15 protein-coding genes and 1 pseudogene are annotated in these 20,241 nt (G+C 70.0%); 12 read left to right on the plus strand and 4 right to left on the minus strand.

Annotated elements, in window-relative coordinates:
* Positions 1-21: 21 nt before the first annotated feature.
* The 3 genes from ABT171_RS07560 to ABT171_RS07570 all read left to right on the plus strand — a co-directional run bounded on the left by ABT171_RS07560 (position 22) and on the right by ABT171_RS07570 (position 1,582).
* Positions 22-450, plus strand: coding sequence for a DUF7144 family membrane protein (locus ABT171_RS07560; RefSeq protein ID WP_351240826.1), 429 nt, complete (start codon positions 22-24; stop codon positions 448-450).
* A 161-nt stretch (positions 451-611) separates the two neighbouring features.
* Complete coding sequence (locus ABT171_RS07565; RefSeq protein WP_351240828.1) at positions 612-944, plus strand: hypothetical protein; 333 nt, start codon at positions 612-614, stop codon at positions 942-944.
* Positions 945-1,075: 131 nt separating this feature from the next.
* Entirely contained in the window at positions 1,076-1,582 is a 507-nt protein-coding gene (locus ABT171_RS07570; protein WP_351240830.1) for a hypothetical protein, read from the plus strand.
* Between the two features lie 284 nt (positions 1,583-1,866).
* Here ABT171_RS07570 and ABT171_RS07575 read toward each other — a convergent pair whose 3' ends face one another.
* Complete coding sequence (locus ABT171_RS07575; RefSeq protein WP_351240832.1) at positions 1,867-2,265, minus strand: hypothetical protein; 399 nt, start codon at positions 2,263-2,265, stop codon at positions 1,867-1,869.
* Between the two features lie 669 nt (positions 2,266-2,934).
* Between ABT171_RS07575 and ABT171_RS07580 the strand changes: the two genes are divergently transcribed.
* From ABT171_RS07580 to ABT171_RS07590, 3 genes are all read left to right on the plus strand, one after another.
* Positions 2,935-4,077 carry a carboxylate-amine ligase gene (locus ABT171_RS07580; RefSeq protein ID WP_351240834.1) on the plus strand — a complete coding sequence of 381 codons (1,143 nt, stop codon included), beginning with the start codon at positions 2,935-2,937 and terminating at the stop codon, positions 4,075-4,077.
* Positions 4,078-4,420: 343 nt separating this feature from the next.
* Positions 4,421-4,630: a hypothetical protein gene (locus ABT171_RS07585; RefSeq protein ID WP_351240836.1), complete on the plus strand. Its 210-nt coding sequence runs from the start codon at positions 4,421-4,423 to the stop codon at positions 4,628-4,630.
* Positions 4,631-4,708: 78 nt separating this feature from the next.
* Entirely contained in the window at positions 4,709-6,796 is a 2,088-nt protein-coding gene (locus tag ABT171_RS07590) for a trehalose-6-phosphate synthase (protein ID WP_351240838.1), read from the plus strand.
* A gap of 64 nt (positions 6,797-6,860) precedes the next feature.
* On the opposite strand, the pseudogene ABT171_RS07595 reads toward ABT171_RS07590, so the two are convergent.
* A pseudogene (locus ABT171_RS07595) lies at positions 6,861-6,998 on the minus strand (pirin family protein); the annotation flags it as partial.
* 565 nt (positions 6,999-7,563) lie between these two features.
* On the opposite strand from ABT171_RS07595, the gene sbnA reads away from it, so the two are divergent.
* Genes sbnA through ABT171_RS07620 form a run of 5 tightly spaced genes read left to right on the plus strand, consistent with a single transcriptional unit; the run spans position 7,564 to position 15,450 of the window.
* Positions 7,564-8,517: a 2,3-diaminopropionate biosynthesis protein SbnA gene (sbnA, locus tag ABT171_RS07600; protein WP_351240840.1), complete on the plus strand. Its 954-nt coding sequence runs from the start codon at positions 7,564-7,566 to the stop codon at positions 8,515-8,517.
* A gap of 38 nt (positions 8,518-8,555) precedes the next feature.
* Complete coding sequence (sbnB, locus tag ABT171_RS07605; protein ID WP_503074417.1) at positions 8,556-9,551, plus strand: 2,3-diaminopropionate biosynthesis protein SbnB; 996 nt, start codon at positions 8,556-8,558, stop codon at positions 9,549-9,551.
* A gap of 3 nt (positions 9,552-9,554) precedes the next feature.
* Positions 9,555-9,764 carry an MbtH family protein gene (locus ABT171_RS07610; RefSeq protein WP_351240844.1) on the plus strand — a complete coding sequence of 70 codons (210 nt, stop codon included), beginning with the start codon at positions 9,555-9,557 and terminating at the stop codon, positions 9,762-9,764.
* A complete protein-coding gene (locus ABT171_RS07615) occupies positions 9,761-10,498 on the plus strand; it encodes a thioesterase II family protein (protein WP_351240846.1) in 738 nt (245 codons plus the stop codon). Before ABT171_RS07610 ends, ABT171_RS07615 begins: the two co-directional genes overlap by 4 nt.
* A gap of 14 nt (positions 10,499-10,512) precedes the next feature.
* Entirely contained in the window at positions 10,513-15,450 is a 4,938-nt protein-coding gene (locus tag ABT171_RS07620; protein ID WP_351240848.1) for a non-ribosomal peptide synthetase, read from the plus strand.
* Between the two features lie 390 nt (positions 15,451-15,840).
* Here the strand turns inward: ABT171_RS07620 and ABT171_RS07625 are convergent, their stop codons facing one another.
* Both ABT171_RS07625 and ABT171_RS07630 read right to left on the minus strand, forming a co-directional pair.
* Entirely contained in the window at positions 15,841-17,205 is a 1,365-nt protein-coding gene (locus tag ABT171_RS07625) for an MFS transporter (RefSeq protein WP_351240850.1), read from the minus strand.
* Positions 17,206-17,217: 12 nt separating this feature from the next.
* Complete coding sequence (locus ABT171_RS07630; RefSeq protein ID WP_351240852.1) at positions 17,218-18,585, minus strand: hypothetical protein; 1,368 nt, start codon at positions 18,583-18,585, stop codon at positions 17,218-17,220.
* 291 nt (positions 18,586-18,876) lie between these two features.
* On the opposite strand from ABT171_RS07630, the gene ABT171_RS07635 reads away from it, so the two are divergent.
* Entirely contained in the window at positions 18,877-20,025 is a 1,149-nt protein-coding gene (locus tag ABT171_RS07635) for a GNAT family N-acetyltransferase (protein WP_351240854.1), read from the plus strand.
* Positions 20,026-20,241: the final 216 nt, after the last annotated feature.

Raw genomic sequence — 20,241 nt, forward strand, 5'->3', positions numbered from 1 at the left:
GCAAAGAAACGAGGCAGCACGATGACCGCCACACACACCGCACGTACGCCCACCGCCAAGGAACAATGGGCGACCGGCCTGACAGCGTTCGGAGCAGTCATGCTGATGCTCGCCGGGCTGATGGCCATCTTCCGCGGCATCATGGCGATCGCCCATGACGACGTGTTCGTCGCGACGCCCAACTACGTGTTCCGGTTCGACCTCACGGGCTGGGGCTGGATCCACCTGATCCTGGGCGTCGTCGCCGTCGTCGTCAGCGCCGGACTCCTCAAGGGCGCCCCGTGGGCGCGCGTGTGCGGAGTGGCCATCGCCGCGCTCATCATCATCGCCAGCTTCCTGTCCCTGCCGTACTACCCGATCTGGTCGGTCGTGGTGATCGCCTTCTCCGGATTCATCATCTGGGCACTGTGCGTGGTGCGACAGGACGGCTCCTCCGGCCTCCTCGACTGATGCCGCACCCCTCGACGGGCCGACCAGCCCATGCGACCGGTTCGACCGGCCCACGGTCCCTGGACCACTTGAGACCGCGCCGCACATCCACTTCCTCGGCGCGGCCATGGTTCTCGCGTATCCGTCCGTCGCGCGAGACAGTGCAACGAAAGGAATGACTGATGCGAGCACAGCGCACCAAGCGCCTCTTCGCGGTTTCCGCGGCCGGCATTCTGATGGCCGGCGGCGCCGCGATCGGCGCGGCCGGGTCCGCTGCGGCGGCCACCCCGGCTCACGCCTCTTCGTACTCCCACCACTTCAACCGCGACTGCGAGGACTGGTGGGACAACGGTTGCGACAACTACGGCGACCACGGCGGATACGACCACGGCGGATACGACCATGGCGGATACGACCATGGGGACCACGGTGGGTCCGACCACGGCGGCGACCACGGTGGGGGCCACGGCGGCGACCATGGCGGGGGCCATGGAGGGGGCCATGGAGGCCACTGACCCGAACCAGTGAAAGTGTGGTGTGCGCCCTCGTCATCGGGGACGCACACCATATGTATGACGAAACATCCTGTGCGCCGGATCCGGGGCGGCAACGAAGGTCGCGGCAGATCGACTCCACCCTGCGGGCCATGGCCACCGCGGCAGCGGGGGGTACGCTCATCATCTGGTGGCCCGCCTTCACGCTGGGCGCGTACAACGCCGTTTTCTTCGACGACGTGCTGACGCTGTGGGCGGTGGCAACCGCAGTACTGCTCTCGGGCGCGATCCTTAGGAAGAGGGAAGCGCTGCCCTGGGGTGGCTGGCTCGCGTTGTTCCTCCCCTCGCTCTGGATCGTCCTGGCCATCGTGGCGCCGAGAACCAAGGGATTCCCCTACCTTCACTACTTCGAAGAGGTCCTCAACCTGGTGGGCGCCCCGATCCTGACATGGCTGCTCTCAAGGATCCTCCTCCCCGACTACGCAGAACTCCCTGTGCATGAGCGTCTGGCAGCCGTTGCTGTCACGCTCATCATCGGAGTCCTGGCCTTCCTGCTCGGCCAGTTCAACTATCTGTTTCTCACCTGCGCCGATTTCAACGTGAGCGGCAACAATCCCCCTGCCCACTGCGCTCAGGGGCCGCCTCTCAGCCGTGTCTGAGGGGAACGGCCGGTCCGAGGAACACGGGCTGGGCTGCCGTGGCGAACCTTGCCGGGCGATGCACCCGGCTGGTGGCTCCGGGCAGCACTGGCCCCGGCAGGAGGGTGGTGAGGCCCCGCAGCCGCCCCGGGAACAGCAGCGGATTGATCATCGTTCTGAAGAAGGCCCTGCGCGCCGCACCCGTGCTGCGTGCCGTGCCGACGCCGGTGGGGTGCGCGGCTGCCGTCGTCGTGCCGGCCGTGGCGGACCTGGCCGGTCATGGCGTGACGCTGACCGGTGGTGTCTCAGGCGGGTCTGCCCGTCCCCTCCTGGCCGGACGTGAGCGGCCGGGGCGTCTGGGAGCTGCTTCCCACCGCGGCCGGGATCGCCATGGTCGCCTCCATCAAGGGCGTGGCCGTGTTTGCACCGCGCCGACCGAGGAGGCAGCCCTCCGGTACCGCGCCCGGCGGTCGCGCGAGCCAGTCGGCGCGAGCTGCGGCGGGGGCCAGGGCACGGGCGGCGTCCTCTGCGTCGTAGGACGCGGGCACGGTCCCTCCGGCGGAGGTCGACAGCAGCTCGACGCGGGCCGCCTGCGCGGGCAGCACCGCGACCATCGGACGGGCGAGTGGGCCGGGGGAAGCGGTCAGGGCGCGCACCAGGTCTTCGCCCGTGGCCACGGCGACCGCCGTCGGGACCAGACTCACGAGGACGGTGTCGACAGCGCCACTTCGTGCCCTGGGGCGGCGTCCGGGCATGCAAGAGGGCAGCGGTGCCGAGGAGTTCACCGGTGGGTGTGATGCGCCGCCATGAACTCACCGATTCCGCGTGGGAGTTACTCGCTCCACTGCTACCGCGAACCGTCAGTCAGGGGGCGGCCGCGCGTCGCGGACCGGCAGGTCCTCAACGGTCTACAAGATCCAGACCGGTGTCTCCTGGCGTGACCTGCCGGCGCCCAGCCGTACGCCACATGCGTGGACGTGATCCAAGCCGGGGGATCTGGTCGTCGTTTTCCGGACGAATCCGTGCTGTTCCACGAGCCTTTTGGCTCCCGTCACGTCCAGGAACGGACGGGAGGGAAGACAAAAGGGATTCTCCCACGTGGTAGCGGGGGAAGCGCTCTCTTGCCGGCACCGTGACGTCGACGCCCCGACGGGCCGGCAGCGCTGGCGCTGTGCATGTCGCGGGCCCGCTGTCGATGACGACTACCTGCGTCTTCTTCTGCGTGGGTGGCCCGTGCCGGATAGCCGGATATCGTCAGTCTCGCTACATTGCGTGACAGAATGGTTACCGTGAAGGGCGAGAATGGGGCGGCGGCCGCTGGGAAGGAAGCGCAGGAGGCTGGTGACGCGCCTCCCCGGACATCGGACAGATCGGTGCCAGTGACCGTGGGGGTGGAAGAGGAGTACCTGCTGGTGGACCCGGTCTCCCGCCAGGTGAGCCCAGAAGCCGAGAAGGTCGTGGCCCTGGCCGCGGCAGAACTCGGCGAGCGTGTCACCACTGAGTTCACGCGCTATCAGGTCGAGGTCCGTACCGACCCCCACACCAGCCTGACGCGCCTGGGCGACCAGCTCCGCTCCACCCGCGCCTCCGTCTCAAGAGCCGCCGCTCGCCTCGGGCTGGCCGTCATCTCCAGCGGCACACCCGTGCTCGGCCAGCAGACTCCTCCGCCCGTCACCCCGGGCGACCGCTACGCGCAAAGCGTCGCCACCTACGGCGCCCTGGACCACGAGCAGACTGTATGCGCCGCTCATGTCCACGTCGGCGTCCCCGACGAAACCACCGCCGTGCAGCTGAGCAACCACCTGCGTCCCTGGCTGCCTGCGCTCATCGCGATGACCGCCAACTCGCCCTACTGGGAAGGCCAGGACACCGGATACGCCAGTTGGCGCACCACGACATGGGGACGGTGGCCCGTGGCCGGCCCGCCCCCTTACTTCACCTCCCGTGATCACTTCCAGAGGCTGGTCGACACCCTTGTCACGTCAGGCACCGTGATGGACCGCGGCAGCCTGTACTGGGACATCCGGCCCTCCCACCACGTGCCCACCGTGGAGGTCCGGGTCGCCGACGCCTTGCCCACCGTCATGGACACCGTGCTGCTGGCTGGTGTCATCAAGGGCCTGGCCGCAACCGCCTTCGCCGCCATCCGCCGCTCCCAGCCCGCGCCCGAGGTAGGGCCGGAATTGCTCAGAGCCGCATGCTGGCGCGCCGCGCACGACGGTCTGGCCGGTGACACCATCGATCCGCGCACCGGGCGACTCGAACCTGCCGCCGTACTCAACAAGCGTCTCGCGGATGCCGTGAGCGCTGCTCTCGGCACCGCTGACCTGGCCTCCCTGCAAGCCGCCCAGACGCATCTGCTCACCCATGGAAACGGCGCCGACCGCCAGCGAGCGGCCTACCGCCAGCGGGGCCACCTCCCCGATGTCGTCGACCACCTCATCCACTCCATGACCGCACTCGACTACTGCAGACACTCCGTTTCGGATCGACGCGACGCGTCCGACGAGCCATGACGCCTGCCGCACCACAGGCATCACCCGAATGGTCCAACGTGACGGTATCCCGATGTGCATGGCGCACAGTCAGCGACAAGGCTCGTTAGGGGAGCGCCGTGACACATCCGGCGCTCTGTCCCGCTTCCGAGCGCCCCAAGCCGGAGGCCGACAGACGGGATGTGCCTCGTGACCGCCGAGAAACAACAAGACACCCAGGCCAGGTTCCATGCCTTCGTATCCAAGCCGGACACGACCGCTTGGAAGACACCGGGATCTCCGAGCCCGTCGTGCCCATCGCGCTGGCTGGGCCGGCAATGCAGCTGACGAGCTGTGGCACACCGGGCCCACATGGGGAGGATTCATGGCAGTGGCAGATCCTGTGATCGACCGGCTCGTGGAGGCCGCGCGCTGTGTGCCGGCAGCCCTGATCGCCCGGCTTATTGCGAGTGATGACGTCCGCGAGGCACGGCTGGGCCGGGCGATCCAGGACGTCCGGGTTCCCTCGTCGAATCCGGACGCCGATGAGGCAGGACGGGTCATCGATCCGGTAACCCACGACCCGGGCTGGTGATGCCTCCTGCCCGCTCCGGCACGTGGGGGGCACCCCGCGTCTCTCAGCGTCGGCGCCGTGACCGTGAAGGGAGCGTCTGTGGGCGACAGATCCGGCTTGGCCAGGGTCCTCGTGACCGACTTGGACGGCACGCTGTTGGGAGGCGACGCAAGCGATCGGCGGCGCCTGCGCGACGAGCTGAAGCAGAACCCGGACATCACGCTGGTCTTCGCGACGGGACGTGGCCTGACGTCCGTACAGCAGCTACTGCGGGATGACCCTCTGGTGCCCCCACCGCGCTGGATCATCGCCGATGTGGGAGCGAGCGTCATCGACGCCGTCCGCACCGTCCGTCTCCAGGCCCTCGAAGCGCGGCTGCGCGCCGGGTGGCCGGGTGCCCACCGCGTTCGGGCGGCGCTGAGGCGATTCCCGCAGCTGGTGTACCAGGAAGGCGTTTCCCAGGAGGGCCGCTGCTCCTTCTATCTGCACCCCGAAGACCTCTCGGACGACCTCACGGCCGCGGTGAAGGAGCTGGGATGCTCCTGGTCGTACGCCTCGGGGCGCTACTTCGACGTCCTGCCGGCCGGTGCGAGCAAAGGACGTGCCCTGCACCTGCTCGGACACAGGCTGGGATGGGCCCGGCAGGCCATGCTCGTGGCCGGGGACTCCCTCAACGACCTCTCCCTGTTCTGCCTGGGCGCGCACGCGGTCGTGGTGGCCAACGCGGAGCCCGCGCTCGCCGCCCGTGCTCCCGCGAGCGCGCGGATCCACCGCAGCGGCCTGGACGGAGCCGCCGCCGTCCTCGAAGGCATGCACCGCCTCGGCTGGCTGCCGCGCCGGTCGGTGGTCATCGGCTATCACCGCCCGCCCGTGCGCTGGCTGGACGGTGCCTGGCAGACACCGTCCAGCCCGAACGGGATCCTGCCGACCCTGCGGTCCGCCCTCGCCGACAAGCGGATGGACGCGGTGTGGGCAGCCGCCCACACCGGCGAAGCATCGCCGCCCGCCATCCACGAGCCCGTCACCGACGGCCTGCCCCTGTCCCTGCTGCCGCTGCGCCCCGAACAGTGGCAGGGCTACTTCCACCGTGTCTGCAAGGAAACGCTCTGGCCGGCCCTGATGTCCCAGCCTCACCTCATCCAGGACCGGTCCGCCCACTGGGCCGACTACGAACAGGTCAACGCCCTGTTCGCCCGTCACATCAGCGCCCTCGCCGCCCAGAACGGCACTGTCTGGCTGCACGACTACAACCTGTGGCTCGTACCGGCCGCCCTCAGGGCCCAGCGGCCCGACCTGGCCATCGGGCTCTTCCATCACACGCCCTTCCCGCGCCCGGAAGTCTTCCGCCGCATCCCGGCCGCCGCACAGCTCCTCGACTCGCTCAGACACCTGCACTGGGCCGGATTCCACACCCCCGACTGCGCCGACAACTTCCGTCGCCTCCTCGCCGGCACCCGAGGACCCGTGCCGCGCACCGGTGTCCACCCCCTCGGCATCGACCGCACAGCCGTGGCAGACCTCGCCAGGGCACGGGCCCAGACCCACCCCCGACACGACGGCGGCCAACTGGTGCTGTCCGTGGAACGACTCGACTACGCCAAGGCACCCGTTCACAAGATCCGCGCACTGGACGACCTCCTGAACCAGACCCCCCGGCTACGGGGACAGATTCGCTTCCGCCTGGTCTGCCCACCACCGGAAGACGGCATCCACGCCTACGACTCCACCCGCCGGGAACTCGAGACCGCGATCGCCCGCATCAACAGCCAGTGGTCCAGCCGGCAATGGCAGCCCGTCGACTACATCCCCCACAACCTGGCCTTCCCCGAGGTCATCGACCACTACCTGGCAGCCGATGTGTTCTGGGTGACCTCACTCGCCGACGGAATGAACCTCACAGCCCAGGAGTACATCACCACGCACCACGCCACCAACCGCCCCGGCGTCCTCATCCTGTCCCGTCATGCCGGCATCGCACAGCACCTGGGAACCGCCGCCCTGCTCACCGACCCACTGCACCCCCACGACCTGGTCGACACCCTGCGCACCGCGGTCAACATGAGCACAGCCGAACGCCTCGCGCACATCACACACCTGGCAGACCTGCTCGACACCCCGCCCCCTGCAGAATGGGCCCGCACCATCATCACCGCCATCCGCAACGCCTACTCCCCGCACACCCCCTGACCACCTCGGTCACCAGGCCGGGCTCCGCCCCCGAAATGGTGGGTACGTGAGCTGATCTGACAGTTCAGCGCACCCTTCCGGGCGGCTTCAACGGCACCGGCGGCAGCTCGGGGGCTGGCAGCGGGGCCCCGTCGTAGCCCTCGCCGAAGCGGGCCCCCTTCATCGAGTCCTCGCGAGCCTGCACGATCTCCTCCGGGGAGCGGGCGACGAGGTTCCACCCCCTATCGCAGTCCGTCGCTGTTTCCGCAGGTCGCCGGGAAGCAGAGGGAGGAGTGGGGTTCGCGGACCAGGACACGGCCGTCGCGCGTTTGACGGAGATCTACAACACGAAGAAGGCGGCGCCGCGGTCCCTGACGAAGACGGAGCGCGTACAGAAGTACCGAATGACGCGGTTCCCCATCCCACGGAGCTGTGCTCCGTGACGGTGGCCGCCCAGGCCGCCAGGCCGATGACGGCGCTCGCACACGGCAGCGTCCACGCGACCCAGGTATCGCTGTGCTCGTACCCCGTGGCACCCCAGATCAGCAGGGTGCCGACCGCCGGCCCCAGCACAGGGCTCAGCGCCACCCGTCCAAGCATCGATCCGATCGGCTTCCGCACGGTTTGCTCCCGCCGGAGCTCCACAGCACTCAAGTGGTTGCGGAGCCGACGGCACTTGAGTCGCGGTTGAGCCGCCTTGTCCGGCCCCATGCCACACTCGGCCCATGCTCCACAGGCGTGCTGATCAGTTTCTGGTCGAACGGACAAAACAAATCCGCAGGGGCCTCATGGGGACCCCGTTGGTTCCCCTGGCGGACGAGCAGTGCGACATCGTCGCCAAGCTGGAATTCTGCAATCCCGCCGGAAGTACCAAGGACCGTTCGGCACTGTGGATTTTGGAACGAGCGATCGGCCGAGGGGAGATAGCGCACGACACCACGGTGGTCGAATCGTCGTCCGGCAATTTTGCGCTGGCTCTTGCTTTCTACTGCCGTATGCTCGGCCTGTCGTTCGTTCCGGTCATCGATCCGAACTGCAACGAGGCCACCGAGGCCCAACTCCGTTTACTGTGCGAGCGGGTGGAGAAGGTCTCCGTCCGTGACACGGCGGGCAGCTACCTGAAGTCCCGGCTGTCCCGGGTGCAGGAACTGCTGGGCGACCTCGACTCGGCGTACTGGCCCAACCAGTACGCCAATCCGGATGCCCGTGACGCGCACTACCGCTTCACCGCGGGCGAACTGATCGCGCAGGCGGGCCCGCTCGACTACCTCTTCGTCGGTGTGGGCACGGGCGGCACGATCGCCGGACTCTCCCACCGGATCAAGGAGACGTACCCGCGCTGCGTGATCGTCGCCGTCGACACCGAAGGCTCGGTGATCTTCGGAGGGCCGCCGAAGAAACGGCGTATCCCCGGCATCGGCTCCAGCATCGTGCCTCCGCTGTGCGGCGAGGCGCTGATCGACCAGGTCGAGATCGTCTCCGAGGTGCGCGCCGTCGAGGCATGCGGTGTCCTGGTCGCCAAGTACGGGCTCTACGCCGGTGGTTCGACGGGCAGCAGTTATGCCGCCGTCCAGGACCACTTCGCTCGCCACCGTCCCGGCGCACGCCGTCCCCGGGTCGCCTTCATCGCCGCCGACCGCGGCCAGGCCTACGCCCAGACCGTCTACAACCCCGCGTGGGTCCGGCAGCTGCGCTCGGAAGCGGTCAAGGCCTCCGACGTCGAAGCCATGGCCGTCAACTGAAGGAGAAGCACTCCGTGTCCACCCTGGCTCCACCGCCCATGACCGTCATCGGCGCGGGCGACATCGCCGCCGAGACGGACGCCCACCGTCCGGAGCTCCTCGAGGTCGTCCGTGCCGCCTACCTCGCGCACGACGCCGGGCAGAGCTCGAACCCGCACAGCTCGTTCCTGCGCTTCCCGCATCAGAGCCGATCGCGCATCATCTCCCTGCCCGCTTACCTGGGCGGCGAGTTCGAGGTCGCCGGCAACAAGTGGATCGCCAGCTTTCCGGACAACACGAAGCAGGGAATCCCGCGCGCCTCGGCCACGCTGATCCTCAACGACTGTGTCACCGGCTACCCGTTCGCCTGCATGGAGTCCTCGATCGTCTCGGCGACGCGGACGGCGGCCTCGGCGGTGCTCGGTGCGCAGACGCTGCTGGGTGCGCGTCGTGCCCGCCGGGTCGGCATCGTGGGCACGGGGCTGATCGCCCAGCACGTATGGCGGTTCCTGCGTGATCTCGACTGGGAGATCGACGCCTTCCGGCTCTTCGACCTCGACCCGGCGGCCGTGAGCCGCTTCGGTGCCGTCCTGGCCGAGCACACCAAGGCCGAGATCGTGGTCGCCGACACGGTGGAGGCCGCGTTCACCGACTGCGACCTGGTGTTGCTGGCCACGGTGGCCGGCGAGCCGCACCTGCACGACCCCGGGCTGCTGGCCCACAACCCGGTCGTCCTGCACCTGTCCCTGCGCGACCTGGCCCCCGAGATGATCCTCGCTGCCCAGAACGTCACCGACGACGTCGACCACGCCGTACGCGAGCGCACCTCGCTGCACCTGACCGAACAGCGCACCGGGAAACGGGACTTCGTCGACGGCACCCTCGGTGACCTGCTGCGCGGGCGGTTGCGCCGGGACCAGGGACGCCCGGCGATCTTCTCGCCGTTCGGACTCGGCGTACTCGACCTCGCCGTCGGCAAGTGGGTGCACGACCGGGTCGTCGCCGCGGGCAGGGGCCACCGCGAGAGCGACTTCTTCACCGGTGTGGGGGTCTGACGCATGAGCGCCTCACCCGCACCAGGTCCCGCCGACGACCGGTATGTCGTCGTGGTGAACCACGAGGACCAGTACTCGGTCTGGTTCGCCGACCGTGCCCTGCCCGCCGGCTGGACCGCCACCGGTGCGCAGGGCACCCGCCAGGAGTGCCTGGACCACATAGAGCAGGTGTGGACCGATCTGACCCCGCGCTCCGTACGGGCGTCCCGATGACGGACCCTGGCCTCGCAGCGTCCTGGCTGCGCGGGCTCGGCAGCCGTGAACTCACCGCGAGCCGACGCCTGTTCGTCTTCCCGCACGCCGGAGCCGGCGCCTCCTCCTACCGGCTGGCGGCGTACCTGCCGGACACCGTGGAAGTCTGTACGGTCCAGTTGCCCGGCCGGGAGAACCGTTTCACCGATCCGGCCCTGACGTCCATGGACGAAGCCGTGGCCGCGCTGGCGCCGCTCATCGCGGAACACACGGACCAGCCGTACGCCTTCTTCGGCCACAGCATGGGCTCCCTGATCGCCTTCGAAACGGCCCGGCAGCTGCGCCGGCTCGGCACGCGCCTGCCCGACCGCCTGTTCCTGTCGGGCATGCGCGCCCCCGGCCTGCCGGACCGCGACCCGCGGCACACGCTGCCGGACGACGAGCTGCTCGCCACAGCCGAGTTCGACGACCTGGACGCCGAGTTGCGGGAGCTGCTGCTGCCCGTGCTGCGCGCGGACCTGACGCTGTGCGAGACGTACACGCACCGGACCGAGGCACCCCTGCCCTGCCCCCTGACCGTTCTCGCCGGCTCGGCCGACGACAGCGTGGACGAGGCGGAGCTCGACGGCTGGCGCGAGCACACCTCGGCCGACTTCGAACTGCACCTGTTCCCGGGTGCCCCCCACCTGTATGTGCGCGGCGCGGAACGACAGCTGGCGGAGACGATCACACGCGCCTTCCCCGCACGGGGCTGAGAAAGGATCCGTTCATGGCGCCGACCACCCTGGTCGCACTGTGGGAACGGCAGGCAGCCGCGACCCCCGACGCGATCGCCGTCGTCGCGGGAGCACACCGCGCGACCTACGCCGACGTGGACCGCCGGGCCACGGCACTCGCCGCCGAGCTGCAGGCACGTGGCATCGGACCGGAAATCCTGGTCGGCGTCTGCCTCGGCCGCTCGGTGGAGATGGTCGTGGCCCTGCTCGGCATCCTGAAGTCGGGTGCCGCGTACCTGCCCCTCGACCCCGGCTACCCGGCCGACCGGCTGCGGTACATGACCACCGACGCGGGGCCCGCGCTGTGGCTGTGCGACGCGGACGGCCGCGCGCGGGCCCTGGCGGCCGGCGTGAGGGACGTCCTGCTGGTCGAGGAGTTCCCCTCGGAACCCGGCGTACCCGTGACCCGGGTGGCGCATCCGCACCACCTGGCCTACGTCATCTACACCTCCGGATCGACCGGCCTGCCCAAGGGCGTGGCTGTCGACCACGCGGCGATCACCTCGTTCCTGCGCAGTGTGGGCGAACGCCCCGGCCTCGGGGCGCACGACCGGGTCCTCGCACTGACCCCGCTGTCGTTCGACATCTCCGTACTGGAGCTGTTCCTGCCGCTGACCCGGGGCGCGACGGTGGTGATGGCCCCGCGCGCCGCCAACACCGACCCCGAGCTGCTGGCCGCCACCATCGCCGAGGCGGGTGTGAGCGTCGTCCAGGCGACCCCGACCACCTGGCGGATGTTGCTGGCGTCCGGCTGGACCGACGGGCACGGCCGGATACTGCTGTCGGGCGGGGAACCGCTCGATCCGCCGCTGGCCCGCGACCTGCTCGCCACCGGCGGCACCCTGTGGAACCTGTACGGGCCGACCGAGGCGACGGTGTGGGCCACCGCGGCCCGTGTCGACGCCGTGACCGACCGGGTCACCGTCGGCACGGCCCTTTCCCACATCCGGCTGCACGTCGTGGACGAGGGCGGACGGGAGGCCGGCCCGGGAGTCACCGGCGAGCTGTGGATCGGTGGCGCGGGTGTGGCGCGTGGCTACCTCAACCGGCCCGCGCTGACCGCCGACCGGTTCGTGCCCGACCCGTTCGGGGACGCTTCCGGGCGCCTGTACCGGACCGGCGACCTCGCCCGGTGGTCCGACGACGGCACCGTCGAGGTGCTGGGCCGTAACGACCACCAGGTCAAGCTGCGCGGTTTCCGTATCGAGCTCGGCGAGATCGAGGCCTGTGTGCGCAGTCATCCCCTCGTCACGGACGCGGTGGTGGTCGTCGACCCTGATGCAGCGGGCGGCGGCCAGTTGGTGGCGTACCTCGTGCCCGCGCACGACGCGCGGAACTCGTCCGATGACCTGCCCCCCCAGGTCCGCGACCATCTCGCACGGCGGCTTCCCGCCCACATGGTGGCCCAAGGCTACGCGGTGCTCGACGCCCTCCCTCGGACGCCCGCGGGCAAGGCCGACCGCGGCGCCGTGCGTCGGATCCCCTACAGCCCGGTGAGGGCAGGCGGCCCGGTACTCGACGATGCCCTGCTGCCGCCGCACACCACGGCGGTGCGCCGGGTGTGGGCCGAAGTGCTCGGGCTCGACGACGTGTCCCCGTACGACGACTTCTTCGGCCTGGGCGGCCAGTCGCTCACCGCGGTACGGGCCGTGGCCCGGCTGCGTGCCGAGCTCGGCGTACCGGTCGACGCCCAGTCCGTCTTCGCCCATCCGACACCCGCCGCGCTCGCCGCCGCCCTGGACGACCTGGCCCCGTCGGACGACGAGCCGATCCCCGCGGCCGCGACCGCCGAACTCTCCTTCGGCCAGGAGCGGATCTGGTTCTTCGAGCAGCTGAACGACTCGGTGCCCGCGTACCATCTGCCGGTCGTCCTCGGCATGCCCGGCGGCGCACGCTTCGACCTGACGCTGCTGCAGGACTGCCTGACCGCGCTGGTGCGAAGGCACCCGGCGCTGCGCACGGCCGTCGTAGCCGTCGCAGGCCGGGGCCTGCCCGAACCGCATGAGCCGGGACCGGTGCCGCTGCGCCGCATCGAGGTCGCCGAAGAGGACCTGGACGCGCTGCTGACCGAGCGGATCCGCGCCCCCTTCGCCCTCGGGCGGCCACCGCTGCTGCGCGCGGACGTGCTGGGCACCCGTAGTCGCGATGTCCTGTTGCTGACGTTTCATCACATCGCCTGTGACGGAACCTCGATCGACCTGGTGGTGCGGGAACTGGGTGAGCTCTACACGGAACTCGCCGCCGGCCGTCGCCCCGACCCGGCACGGCTGCCTGCGACGTACGCCGACTACGCGGCCTGGCAGCGCGAGCGACTCACCGGTGCCGAGCTGGAGCGGCTGCTCACCCACTGGCGCACCCGGCTGTCCGGAGTGCCCGTCCTGGAGCTGCCCACGAGCCGCCCCCGGCCGGCCGTCGCGAGCCACCGCGGTCGCCGCGAACTGCTGCGCGTACCGGCCGACTTGGCTCAGCGACTGCGCACCCTGTGCCGGGCCGAGGGCGTCACGCTGTTCATGGGTCTGCTGGCCCCGTTGCAGGTGCTGCTCGGTCGGTACGCCGACGAGAGCGATGTCGCCGTGGGCACCCTGACAGGCGGCCGGCCACGCGCCGAACTGGACGATGTGGTCGGCTATTTCGTGAACACGGTCGTCCTGCGTACCGACCTGTCCGGCGACCCGACCTGGCGCGAGCTGCTCGGCCGGGTCCGCGAGGTCGCACGGCAGGCGTACGCGCACCAGGAGCTGCCCTTCGAGAAGCTGGTGGCGGAGCTGAGTCCTGAGCGCGACCTGAGCCGCAATCCGCTCTTCCAGGTGCTCTTCGCCCTGCACGAGGAGCCGAAGGCAGGTCACCTGCCCGAACTGTACGACCGCAAGGAACTGGAAGGACGGCTCGGCACCGCTCGCTTCGACCTCGCCCTCGACGTGACGGACCACGCCACCGGGGCCGGTGACCTCAGCATCTCCGTCGAGTACGCCACCGACCTGTTCGACGCGGACTTCGCGCGGGGCCTCGGCCGGCACTTCCTGCGGGTGATCGAGCAGATGGTCTCCGACGCCACCTCCCGACTGTCCGAACTGGAGATCGTCTCGGCCGACGAGCTGCGTGCCGTCTCCCTCGGCAACCGTGCCGAGCCGCTGCCCGAGCCGACCACCCTGGTCCGCCTGTGGGACCGCCAGGTGCGGACGACCCCGGACGCGGTCTGCGTCGTGGGCGACGGCCGGTCGCTGACGTTCGCCGAGATCGACGCGCGGGCCGGCGCGCTGGCCCGGGAGCTGCGTGCCAGGGGAGTGCGTCCCGAAACCCTGGTCGCGGTCTGTCTGGAACGCTCGGTGGAGCTGGTGGTCGCCCTGCTCGGCGTGCTGAAGGCGGGCGGCGCCTATGTGCCGCTCGACCCCGGTTACCCGACGGACCGGCTGCGGTACCTGCTCGCCGACTCGGGCGTGCACCTGGTCGTCGCCGACCCGGAGCACCCCACCTCGGTCCTGTTCGGCGACGGCGTCCGGCTCGTGGCGGTGGACCAGGAGCCCGGAGCGGACCCCGGGCCGGCCGAGGAGGCACAGCCGCACCACCTCGCCTACGTGATCTACACGTCCGGTTCGACCGGCAACCCCAAGGGTGTGGCGATCACCCACGCCAACATCACCGGGTTCCTGGAGTGGAACCAGCGGCTGTGCCGGCTCAGCGGGCGGGACCGGGCCCTGCTCAACCACTCGGTGGCGTTCGACAACTCGGTCTGGGAGATCTTCCAGTGCCTGCTGTCCGGCGCCGAACTGCACCTGGCGAGCCCCACCGCCGCCTACGATCCCGAGGAGTTCCTGAGGGAAGTCGCCGAGCGCGGCATCACCACGCTCAACGCGACGCCCTCGCAGATGCGGATCCTGCTGGAGTCCGGTACGGATCCCGCTCCGCGACTCGCCTCCGTACGTCTGGTGTTCACCGGGGCCGAGGCCGTGCCGCACGACGTCGCCCGCCGCATCCTGTCTTCCACGGCGCCGGGATGTCAGGTCTTCAACGAGTACGGGCCCACGGAAGCGACCGTCACCTCGGCGTACTGCCCGATCACCGAGGAGTCGCTCGATCGGCACAGCCATCTCCCGAGCGTCCCGTTCGGCCGGGCGACGGACAACGCGCACCTCTACGTGCTGGACCAGCGGCTGCGCCCGGTCGTCCCGGGCTGTCGCGGGGAGCTGTACGTCGGCGGCAGTGCCGTCGGTCGCGGCTATCTCGGCAAGCCGGCCCGCACGGCCGCGGCGTACCTGCCCGACCCGTATGCCGCGGCGCCCGGCGCCCGCATGTACGCCACGGGTGATGTGGTCCGGCTGCTGCCCGACGGGAATCTGGTCTTTCTCGGCCGCAACGACCACCAGGTCAAGGTGCGCGGCTTTCGCATCGAGCTCGGGGAGATCGAGGCCGCGCTCCAGAGCCACCCCGCGCTGGCCGACTGCGTGGTGGCCGTGCGCCGAGCCGGCACCGGTGCGGACCAGCTGGCGGCCTATCTGATCCCCGACCTCCCCGACCGACCCGCCCCTGACCCGGCGGAACTGCGCGCCCACCTGGCGGAGCGGCTTCCGCCCTACATGCTGCCGCAGAGCTATACCGTGATCGGCGAGATCCCCCTCACGCCGAACGGCAAGGTCGACCGGAACGCACTGCCCGACCCACGCCCGGTGCCCGACCAGGCGCCGGCCATCCGCCGGAACCTCACCAAGCAGCAGCTCCTCGTCGCCGACGTGTGGCGGGAGTGCCTGGGCGTCGAGGACGACTTCGGCCCGCAGGACGGCTTCTTCGACGTCGGTGGCTCCTCGTTGACCATCACCATGGTCGCGAGCCGCCTCGGCGAGCGGCTCGGACGCCGGGTCCCGCCGGTCCTCCTGTTCAGAAACCCCACCGTTGCGGGTCTCGCCGAGGCCTTGGAGGCGGAGGCGCGGCGATGAGCAGCGCAGACGGCACCGGCGTCGTTCCGGTCGACTCCCGTACCCAGGGGCACGCACCGAAGGGGGGCTCCTGAACCGCGGCCGCAAACGCAACCGCGGCCGCAGCCGTGGCCGCGAGACCGCGCGGCGGGCTGATCGTCCGGCGCTGACCTCTCCGCCCCAGGCCGGCATGCCGCCCGACACTGAAGGTGCCGCCGGCCGTCAGGGTGGCATCGCACTCGGCGGAGAGCGGCCCGGTGAGCCGATGGCGGCCGGACCGCGACATGAGACTGCGGCGCGGGCCGGCGAACGGCGAACGGCGAACACGGGGAACGCCGTCCGCCGCCCGGTGTGCTGCGGGACGGCGGACGGCGTTGGGGGTTCGGTGCGGCTCGGCAACCGTGGCCAGGTTCAGCCGACGGGGTCGCCTCCGAACCGCTCCGCGGAGGACGTGTCCCTGGCTGGTGCGGCCTGGCCCGTGTCGGTGGGCGGCCGGTCCAGACCGATCACGAGCGGTACGGCCAGCACGCTGATCGCGGCGAGGAACATCCAGGGCAGCGCCGCACCACCCTCCAGCAGCGCTGTGAGCAGCGCCGGGGCGACGGCGGCACCGATCGACCAGGACATCTGGTAGACGCCGAGATAGCGGCCCCGCAGATGCTCCGGTGCCATCACCACGCTCAGTTCGCTGGTCGGCGGCGATCCGAGCATCTCGCCCACGGTGTAGAGCACCATCGCGATCAACAGCCCGACGACCACCGCCCAGCCGGGCAGCACGAGCAGTGTGCCGAAGACGACGAACGCCGCCGCGTTGAACAGCAGGGCCAGCACCAGCACCGTCACCGGGCTGCGGGACTCGATCCACCGGCTGGCGAGCGTCTGGAGCAGTGCGACCATGGCCGCGTTCAGCACGACGATCACACCGACGATCCAGGCGTCGACAGCGAGGTCGTCCACGGCGTAGACGGCGAGCAGCACGGAGATCACCGTGGAGGCGAAGACGAAGGAGATGTTCGTCGCGACCAGCCGCAGATACCGGGTGTCCTTCAGTACGGTGAGATAGCCGGCCGAGGGCTGCCGGGTGGTTTCGTCCGCTGCCTGCTCCGGCCGGACGGGCTTCGGCTCGTCGGGCTCGGCGCCGGCCGCCTCGCTGGTGTCCGCGCCCCGCAAGGTGAGAACGAGCCAGCCCGCGACGGCGAAGGTGACCGCGTTGATCACCATGACCGTCCGCAGCCCGGCGACGGTTCCGATACTCAGGGCCACCGCGGACACGACGCCGCCGAAACCGACGCCGACGTTCCGCATGGCACGCACGAAGCCGAACCAGCGGGCCCGCTCGACGCCCTGGGCGACCAGCACGGTGAGTGGACTGTTGCCCATCCAGAAGGCGGTGGAACCCAGTTGCACCACGAATTGCCACCACACGATCTGCCAGGCCGCGTGCGAGAACTGGAGACCGATGAATCCAGCCACCGATACCCAGTTGCCCGCGCCGACCACGAGGCGCGGACCGTACTTGTCCAGCTGGTGCCCGACGATCAGCGGAAAGGGCAGGGCGAGCAGTTGGCCGGCAGTGAGCGCGGCACCGACGGCGACCAGTGACAGCGTCGTCGTCTTCACGAAGAAGACGACGGTGAACGCCACCACCAACCCGTTCCCGAGGCTGTCGATCAGATTGGCCGTGACGAAGCGGCCTTTCCCGTCGAGGTTCGGCAGACCCCAGGCCGTCTGGAACCGCTGCCACGCCGAAGGTGCGGGGGACTGCTGCGGCATCATGGCGTCTTCTCTCTACTTCACCGCACCGGCGGGCAGCTCACTCTGGTAGAAGACAGCCGCGCTGCACGCCTTGGCATGCGCTGCGATGGAGATGATGCCGCCCGAACCGGCCGGCACCACCTTGGCGTAGGATCCGGCACAACCGTCCGGCGTGTAGAACAGGCCGTAGGCCGCATGCCATTCCTCGGTTTCCCCGGATTCCGGGTCCACCACGAGTTCAGAACGCGGCATCACCCTCTGCTGCACGATGCATCCTTCTTCGGCGTAGTTCTCCAGAGCCTGCCGCCAGGTGGCGTCGTCCGTTTCCCAGCCCACCACGACGCCGACTCCGCCGCCGCGCCCGTTGACCTTCAGGATCAACTGATCGCGCCGCGCCAGGCATTCGTCGACGAGGTCGGTGTCGGCCTTGAGTACATCGGTGTTCATCAGGCGGGTCCAGGGCAGCACCCGGTCGACGAGTCGGCACTCGTCCTCGCTGAAGGTGCGCCGCCACGACGGGTCAGAAAGCAGCGCCATACAGGCCTTGTTGGCGAACACGTTGCTGGAGAGCGGGGTCCACAGCAGTGTCCCGCCCGCCTGGTGCGCGCGGAGCAGGGGTGCGATCAGGTCCCATCCGCCGGGCTCCTCGGCGATCTGGTCCGGGACGAAGGCGCGGTAGACCACGTCGATCTTCTTGTCCCCCAGGTAGAGGGCCCCGTCGCGTTCGTGCACATCGGAGACCTCGGCCAGCAGGATGTCGAAACCCGCTGAGCGCAGTGCGGACTGGAAGTTGAGCCAGAGCTCGCCGTAGTCCCGCATTCCGCCACGCCATTCAAGCATGGCCACCACCGGCTCGCGGCCGGGTGCCACCCGAGCGCCGAAACTGCGGAGCGCCTCGACCACGGCCCGAATGGGATGCACATAGCCGAGCCGGTGCCGGCGCGCGAAGTCGGCGAAGGCATCGACCTCCAGCGTCGCCTGGGACATCTCACTCGCAAGAGCCCAGCCGCCGGACTCGCTCCCCAGATTCGTCTCAAGGAGCTTGAACGAGGTGCCGTCGTGGTACATGTCGGCCCGGCCGAAGGAGGGGGGCACCAGGTCACCGAACCGCCGAATCGCTTCCCATCGGCCGTCGGTGATGCCGAGCACCTTTCGGAAAGCGTCCAGATCTCCGCCGAACATGCGGTCCGGAAGGGAAAAGAGAATGTCGATGAGGTGCTGCAGATCTTCGGAGAATTCGCGAAGCTCCCGCTCGGCGACGAAGAGGGGCCTGGCCAGGTACTCGCCGTGCCACGGTACGAGCGTCGGGAAGTTCTTGACGTGCTGAGCGACCCGGGGCAGGACGCTGCCCGGCGCGCGGAACTCCTCGTTGTACTGGGCCGTTACCCGCTCCGCCGACATGTGATCTCCGCTCCTGCTCGCCGATGACCGAGCCCCTCGGTCCGCGATGGCCACTGTTCCACTCCGTTCCCCGTCACGACTCAATCGGGGCTCAATTGGGGCTCATTTGCTGGCCATTGGACCCTGTGGGCACTGAGCGCCTGTGTTAGTAATGGATTTCTTGAACCACCGTAAAGGCAGCCGCTGATCGTTCGAACAAGGTTCGGATCCCGCCTGCGTGAGGCGGCACATTCAGCGTCCGATCGCGCAGCGAGTTCGCGGGCACGGTCTGGCAGAGACTTTGGAGGCGCGATGACCGCCACGACGGACACGTTCGCCGACGCCGTCGGAGGGCTCGGGGACACCGAGTGGGACCGGCTCGCCGACGGGCGGTTCTACTCGTCGGCGCTGTGGCTGCGGGTGTGCGCCCTCGACCCCGGGGCGGTCTCCGGCGGACTGCACGTACAGACCCCGGGCGGTGGCCGGGCCGCGATCCCGGTGGCAGCGGTGACCGACGAGCCCAACCCGGAACTGCGGTGGCACGACCTGCTTACCGCGCGCGGTCTGCCGGCGCCCGAGCCGGACGGCCTGCTGATCGGCCAGCGCCGAGGCTACCTGGCGCACCTGCTGACCGGTGAGGGTACCGATCGGGCCGAGGCGGCCGCCGAAGTGCTCGGCGCGGTCCGTGCGCTGCGCTCGCCGGTGCACGGGGACGAGAAGATCGCCCGCGTGGCGATGTACCTGACCACCGGGGACGTGAAGGCGATGCGAGCGGCGGGGGCGCGGACCGCCCCGGTCGCCTTGAAGACCGACGCCTGGATCGAGATTCCGCCCGGCGGCTTCCCTGCCTGGCTGGATTCGCTGTCGGCGCACCGGGCCCGTCGTATCCGCAGCGAGATAAGGAAGTTCGAGAAGGCCGGATACGAGCTGGAGCACCGGACGCTCGCCGAGTCCTGGCAGGACGTAGCCCGGCTGCTGGCCCGTTCGCTGCTGCGCTACGGCAGAACCGTCGACGTGGCCCCGATGGCCGAGTCATTCCGCATGCAGGGTGAACTCGCCGGCCCACGCGCCCAGGTCGTGCTGTGCTCGCGCCCCGGCGAACCGCCCGTCGGCTTCTGCATGTACTACCGCCGGGGCGAAACCGTGTACCTGCGGGCGCTGGGCCTGGACCACGACCGACTCGCCTCGGCCGCCGAGTACTTCAACCTCACCTACTACATGGCGGCGCGTCTGCCCGGAGTGCGCTGGGTGCACGCGGGCACCGAGACCGCGCAAGGAAAGGCGCTGCGCGGCGCGAGGCTCCGGCCGCTGTGGCTGCTGGACCTGTCCGAGGACAGCCCGCTGGCCGGGTACGACGAGGAGATCCGCGCGCACAACCACGCCCTGCTCGCCCGTCTGCGCGACTCCTCGCCCGCGATCTCCGGCGCCCTGGAGTACGAGCTCTGGGAGCCGTACTGCTGAGGCCGACCGCCGCCGGGGCGAGCGGGTTCTGCGACGCCGCGGACCCGGGAAGGTCGCCGCCGGCACCGGTATGGCCGGGAAGGCTCCGGCGTACTGGTGCCGGCGGCGAGTATGTGGTGCACACGTCCGTGCTCCGGGGAGCTTCGGCGCGAGGTGTCGGAGAGCCCAGCGGCGGTTCCAGCTCGGCGACCTCTTGGCCCCGGCCCTGGACGCGTT

Origin of the sequence: Streptomyces sp. NPDC001851 (assembly GCF_040297165.1) — a bacterium.
Taxonomy (GTDB): Bacteria; Actinomycetota; Actinomycetes; order Streptomycetales; family Streptomycetaceae; genus Streptomyces.

What these genes read in the sequence shown, in the direction of transcription:
- ABT171_RS07560 (WP_351240826.1), top strand. Translation starts at nt 22, where the DNA reads ATGACCGCCACACACACCGCACGTACGCCCACCGCCAAGGAACAATGG.
- ABT171_RS07565 (WP_351240828.1), top strand. Translation starts at nt 612, where the DNA reads ATGCGAGCACAGCGCACCAAGCGCCTCTTCGCGGTTTCCGCGGCCGGC.
- ABT171_RS07570 (WP_351240830.1), top strand. Translation starts at nt 1,076, where the DNA reads ATGGCCACCGCGGCAGCGGGGGGTACGCTCATCATCTGGTGGCCCGCC.
- ABT171_RS07585 (WP_351240836.1), top strand. Translation starts at nt 4,421, where the DNA reads ATGGCAGTGGCAGATCCTGTGATCGACCGGCTCGTGGAGGCCGCGCGC.
- sbnA (WP_351240840.1), top strand. Translation starts at nt 7,564, where the DNA reads ATGGGGACCCCGTTGGTTCCCCTGGCGGACGAGCAGTGCGACATCGTC.
- sbnB (WP_503074417.1), top strand. Translation starts at nt 8,556, where the DNA reads ATGACCGTCATCGGCGCGGGCGACATCGCCGCCGAGACGGACGCCCAC.
- ABT171_RS07610 (WP_351240844.1), top strand. Translation starts at nt 9,555, where the DNA reads ATGAGCGCCTCACCCGCACCAGGTCCCGCCGACGACCGGTATGTCGTC.
- ABT171_RS07615 (WP_351240846.1), top strand. Translation starts at nt 9,761, where the DNA reads ATGACGGACCCTGGCCTCGCAGCGTCCTGGCTGCGCGGGCTCGGCAGC.
- ABT171_RS07620 (WP_351240848.1), top strand. Translation starts at nt 10,513, where the DNA reads ATGGCGCCGACCACCCTGGTCGCACTGTGGGAACGGCAGGCAGCCGCG.
- ABT171_RS07625 (WP_351240850.1), bottom strand. Translation starts at nt 17,205, where the DNA reads ATGATGCCGCAGCAGTCCCCCGCACCTTCGGCGTGGCAGCGGTTCCAG.
- ABT171_RS07630 (WP_351240852.1), bottom strand. Translation starts at nt 18,585, where the DNA reads ATGTCGGCGGAGCGGGTAACGGCCCAGTACAACGAGGAGTTCCGCGCG.
- ABT171_RS07635 (WP_351240854.1), top strand. Translation starts at nt 18,877, where the DNA reads ATGACCGCCACGACGGACACGTTCGCCGACGCCGTCGGAGGGCTCGGG.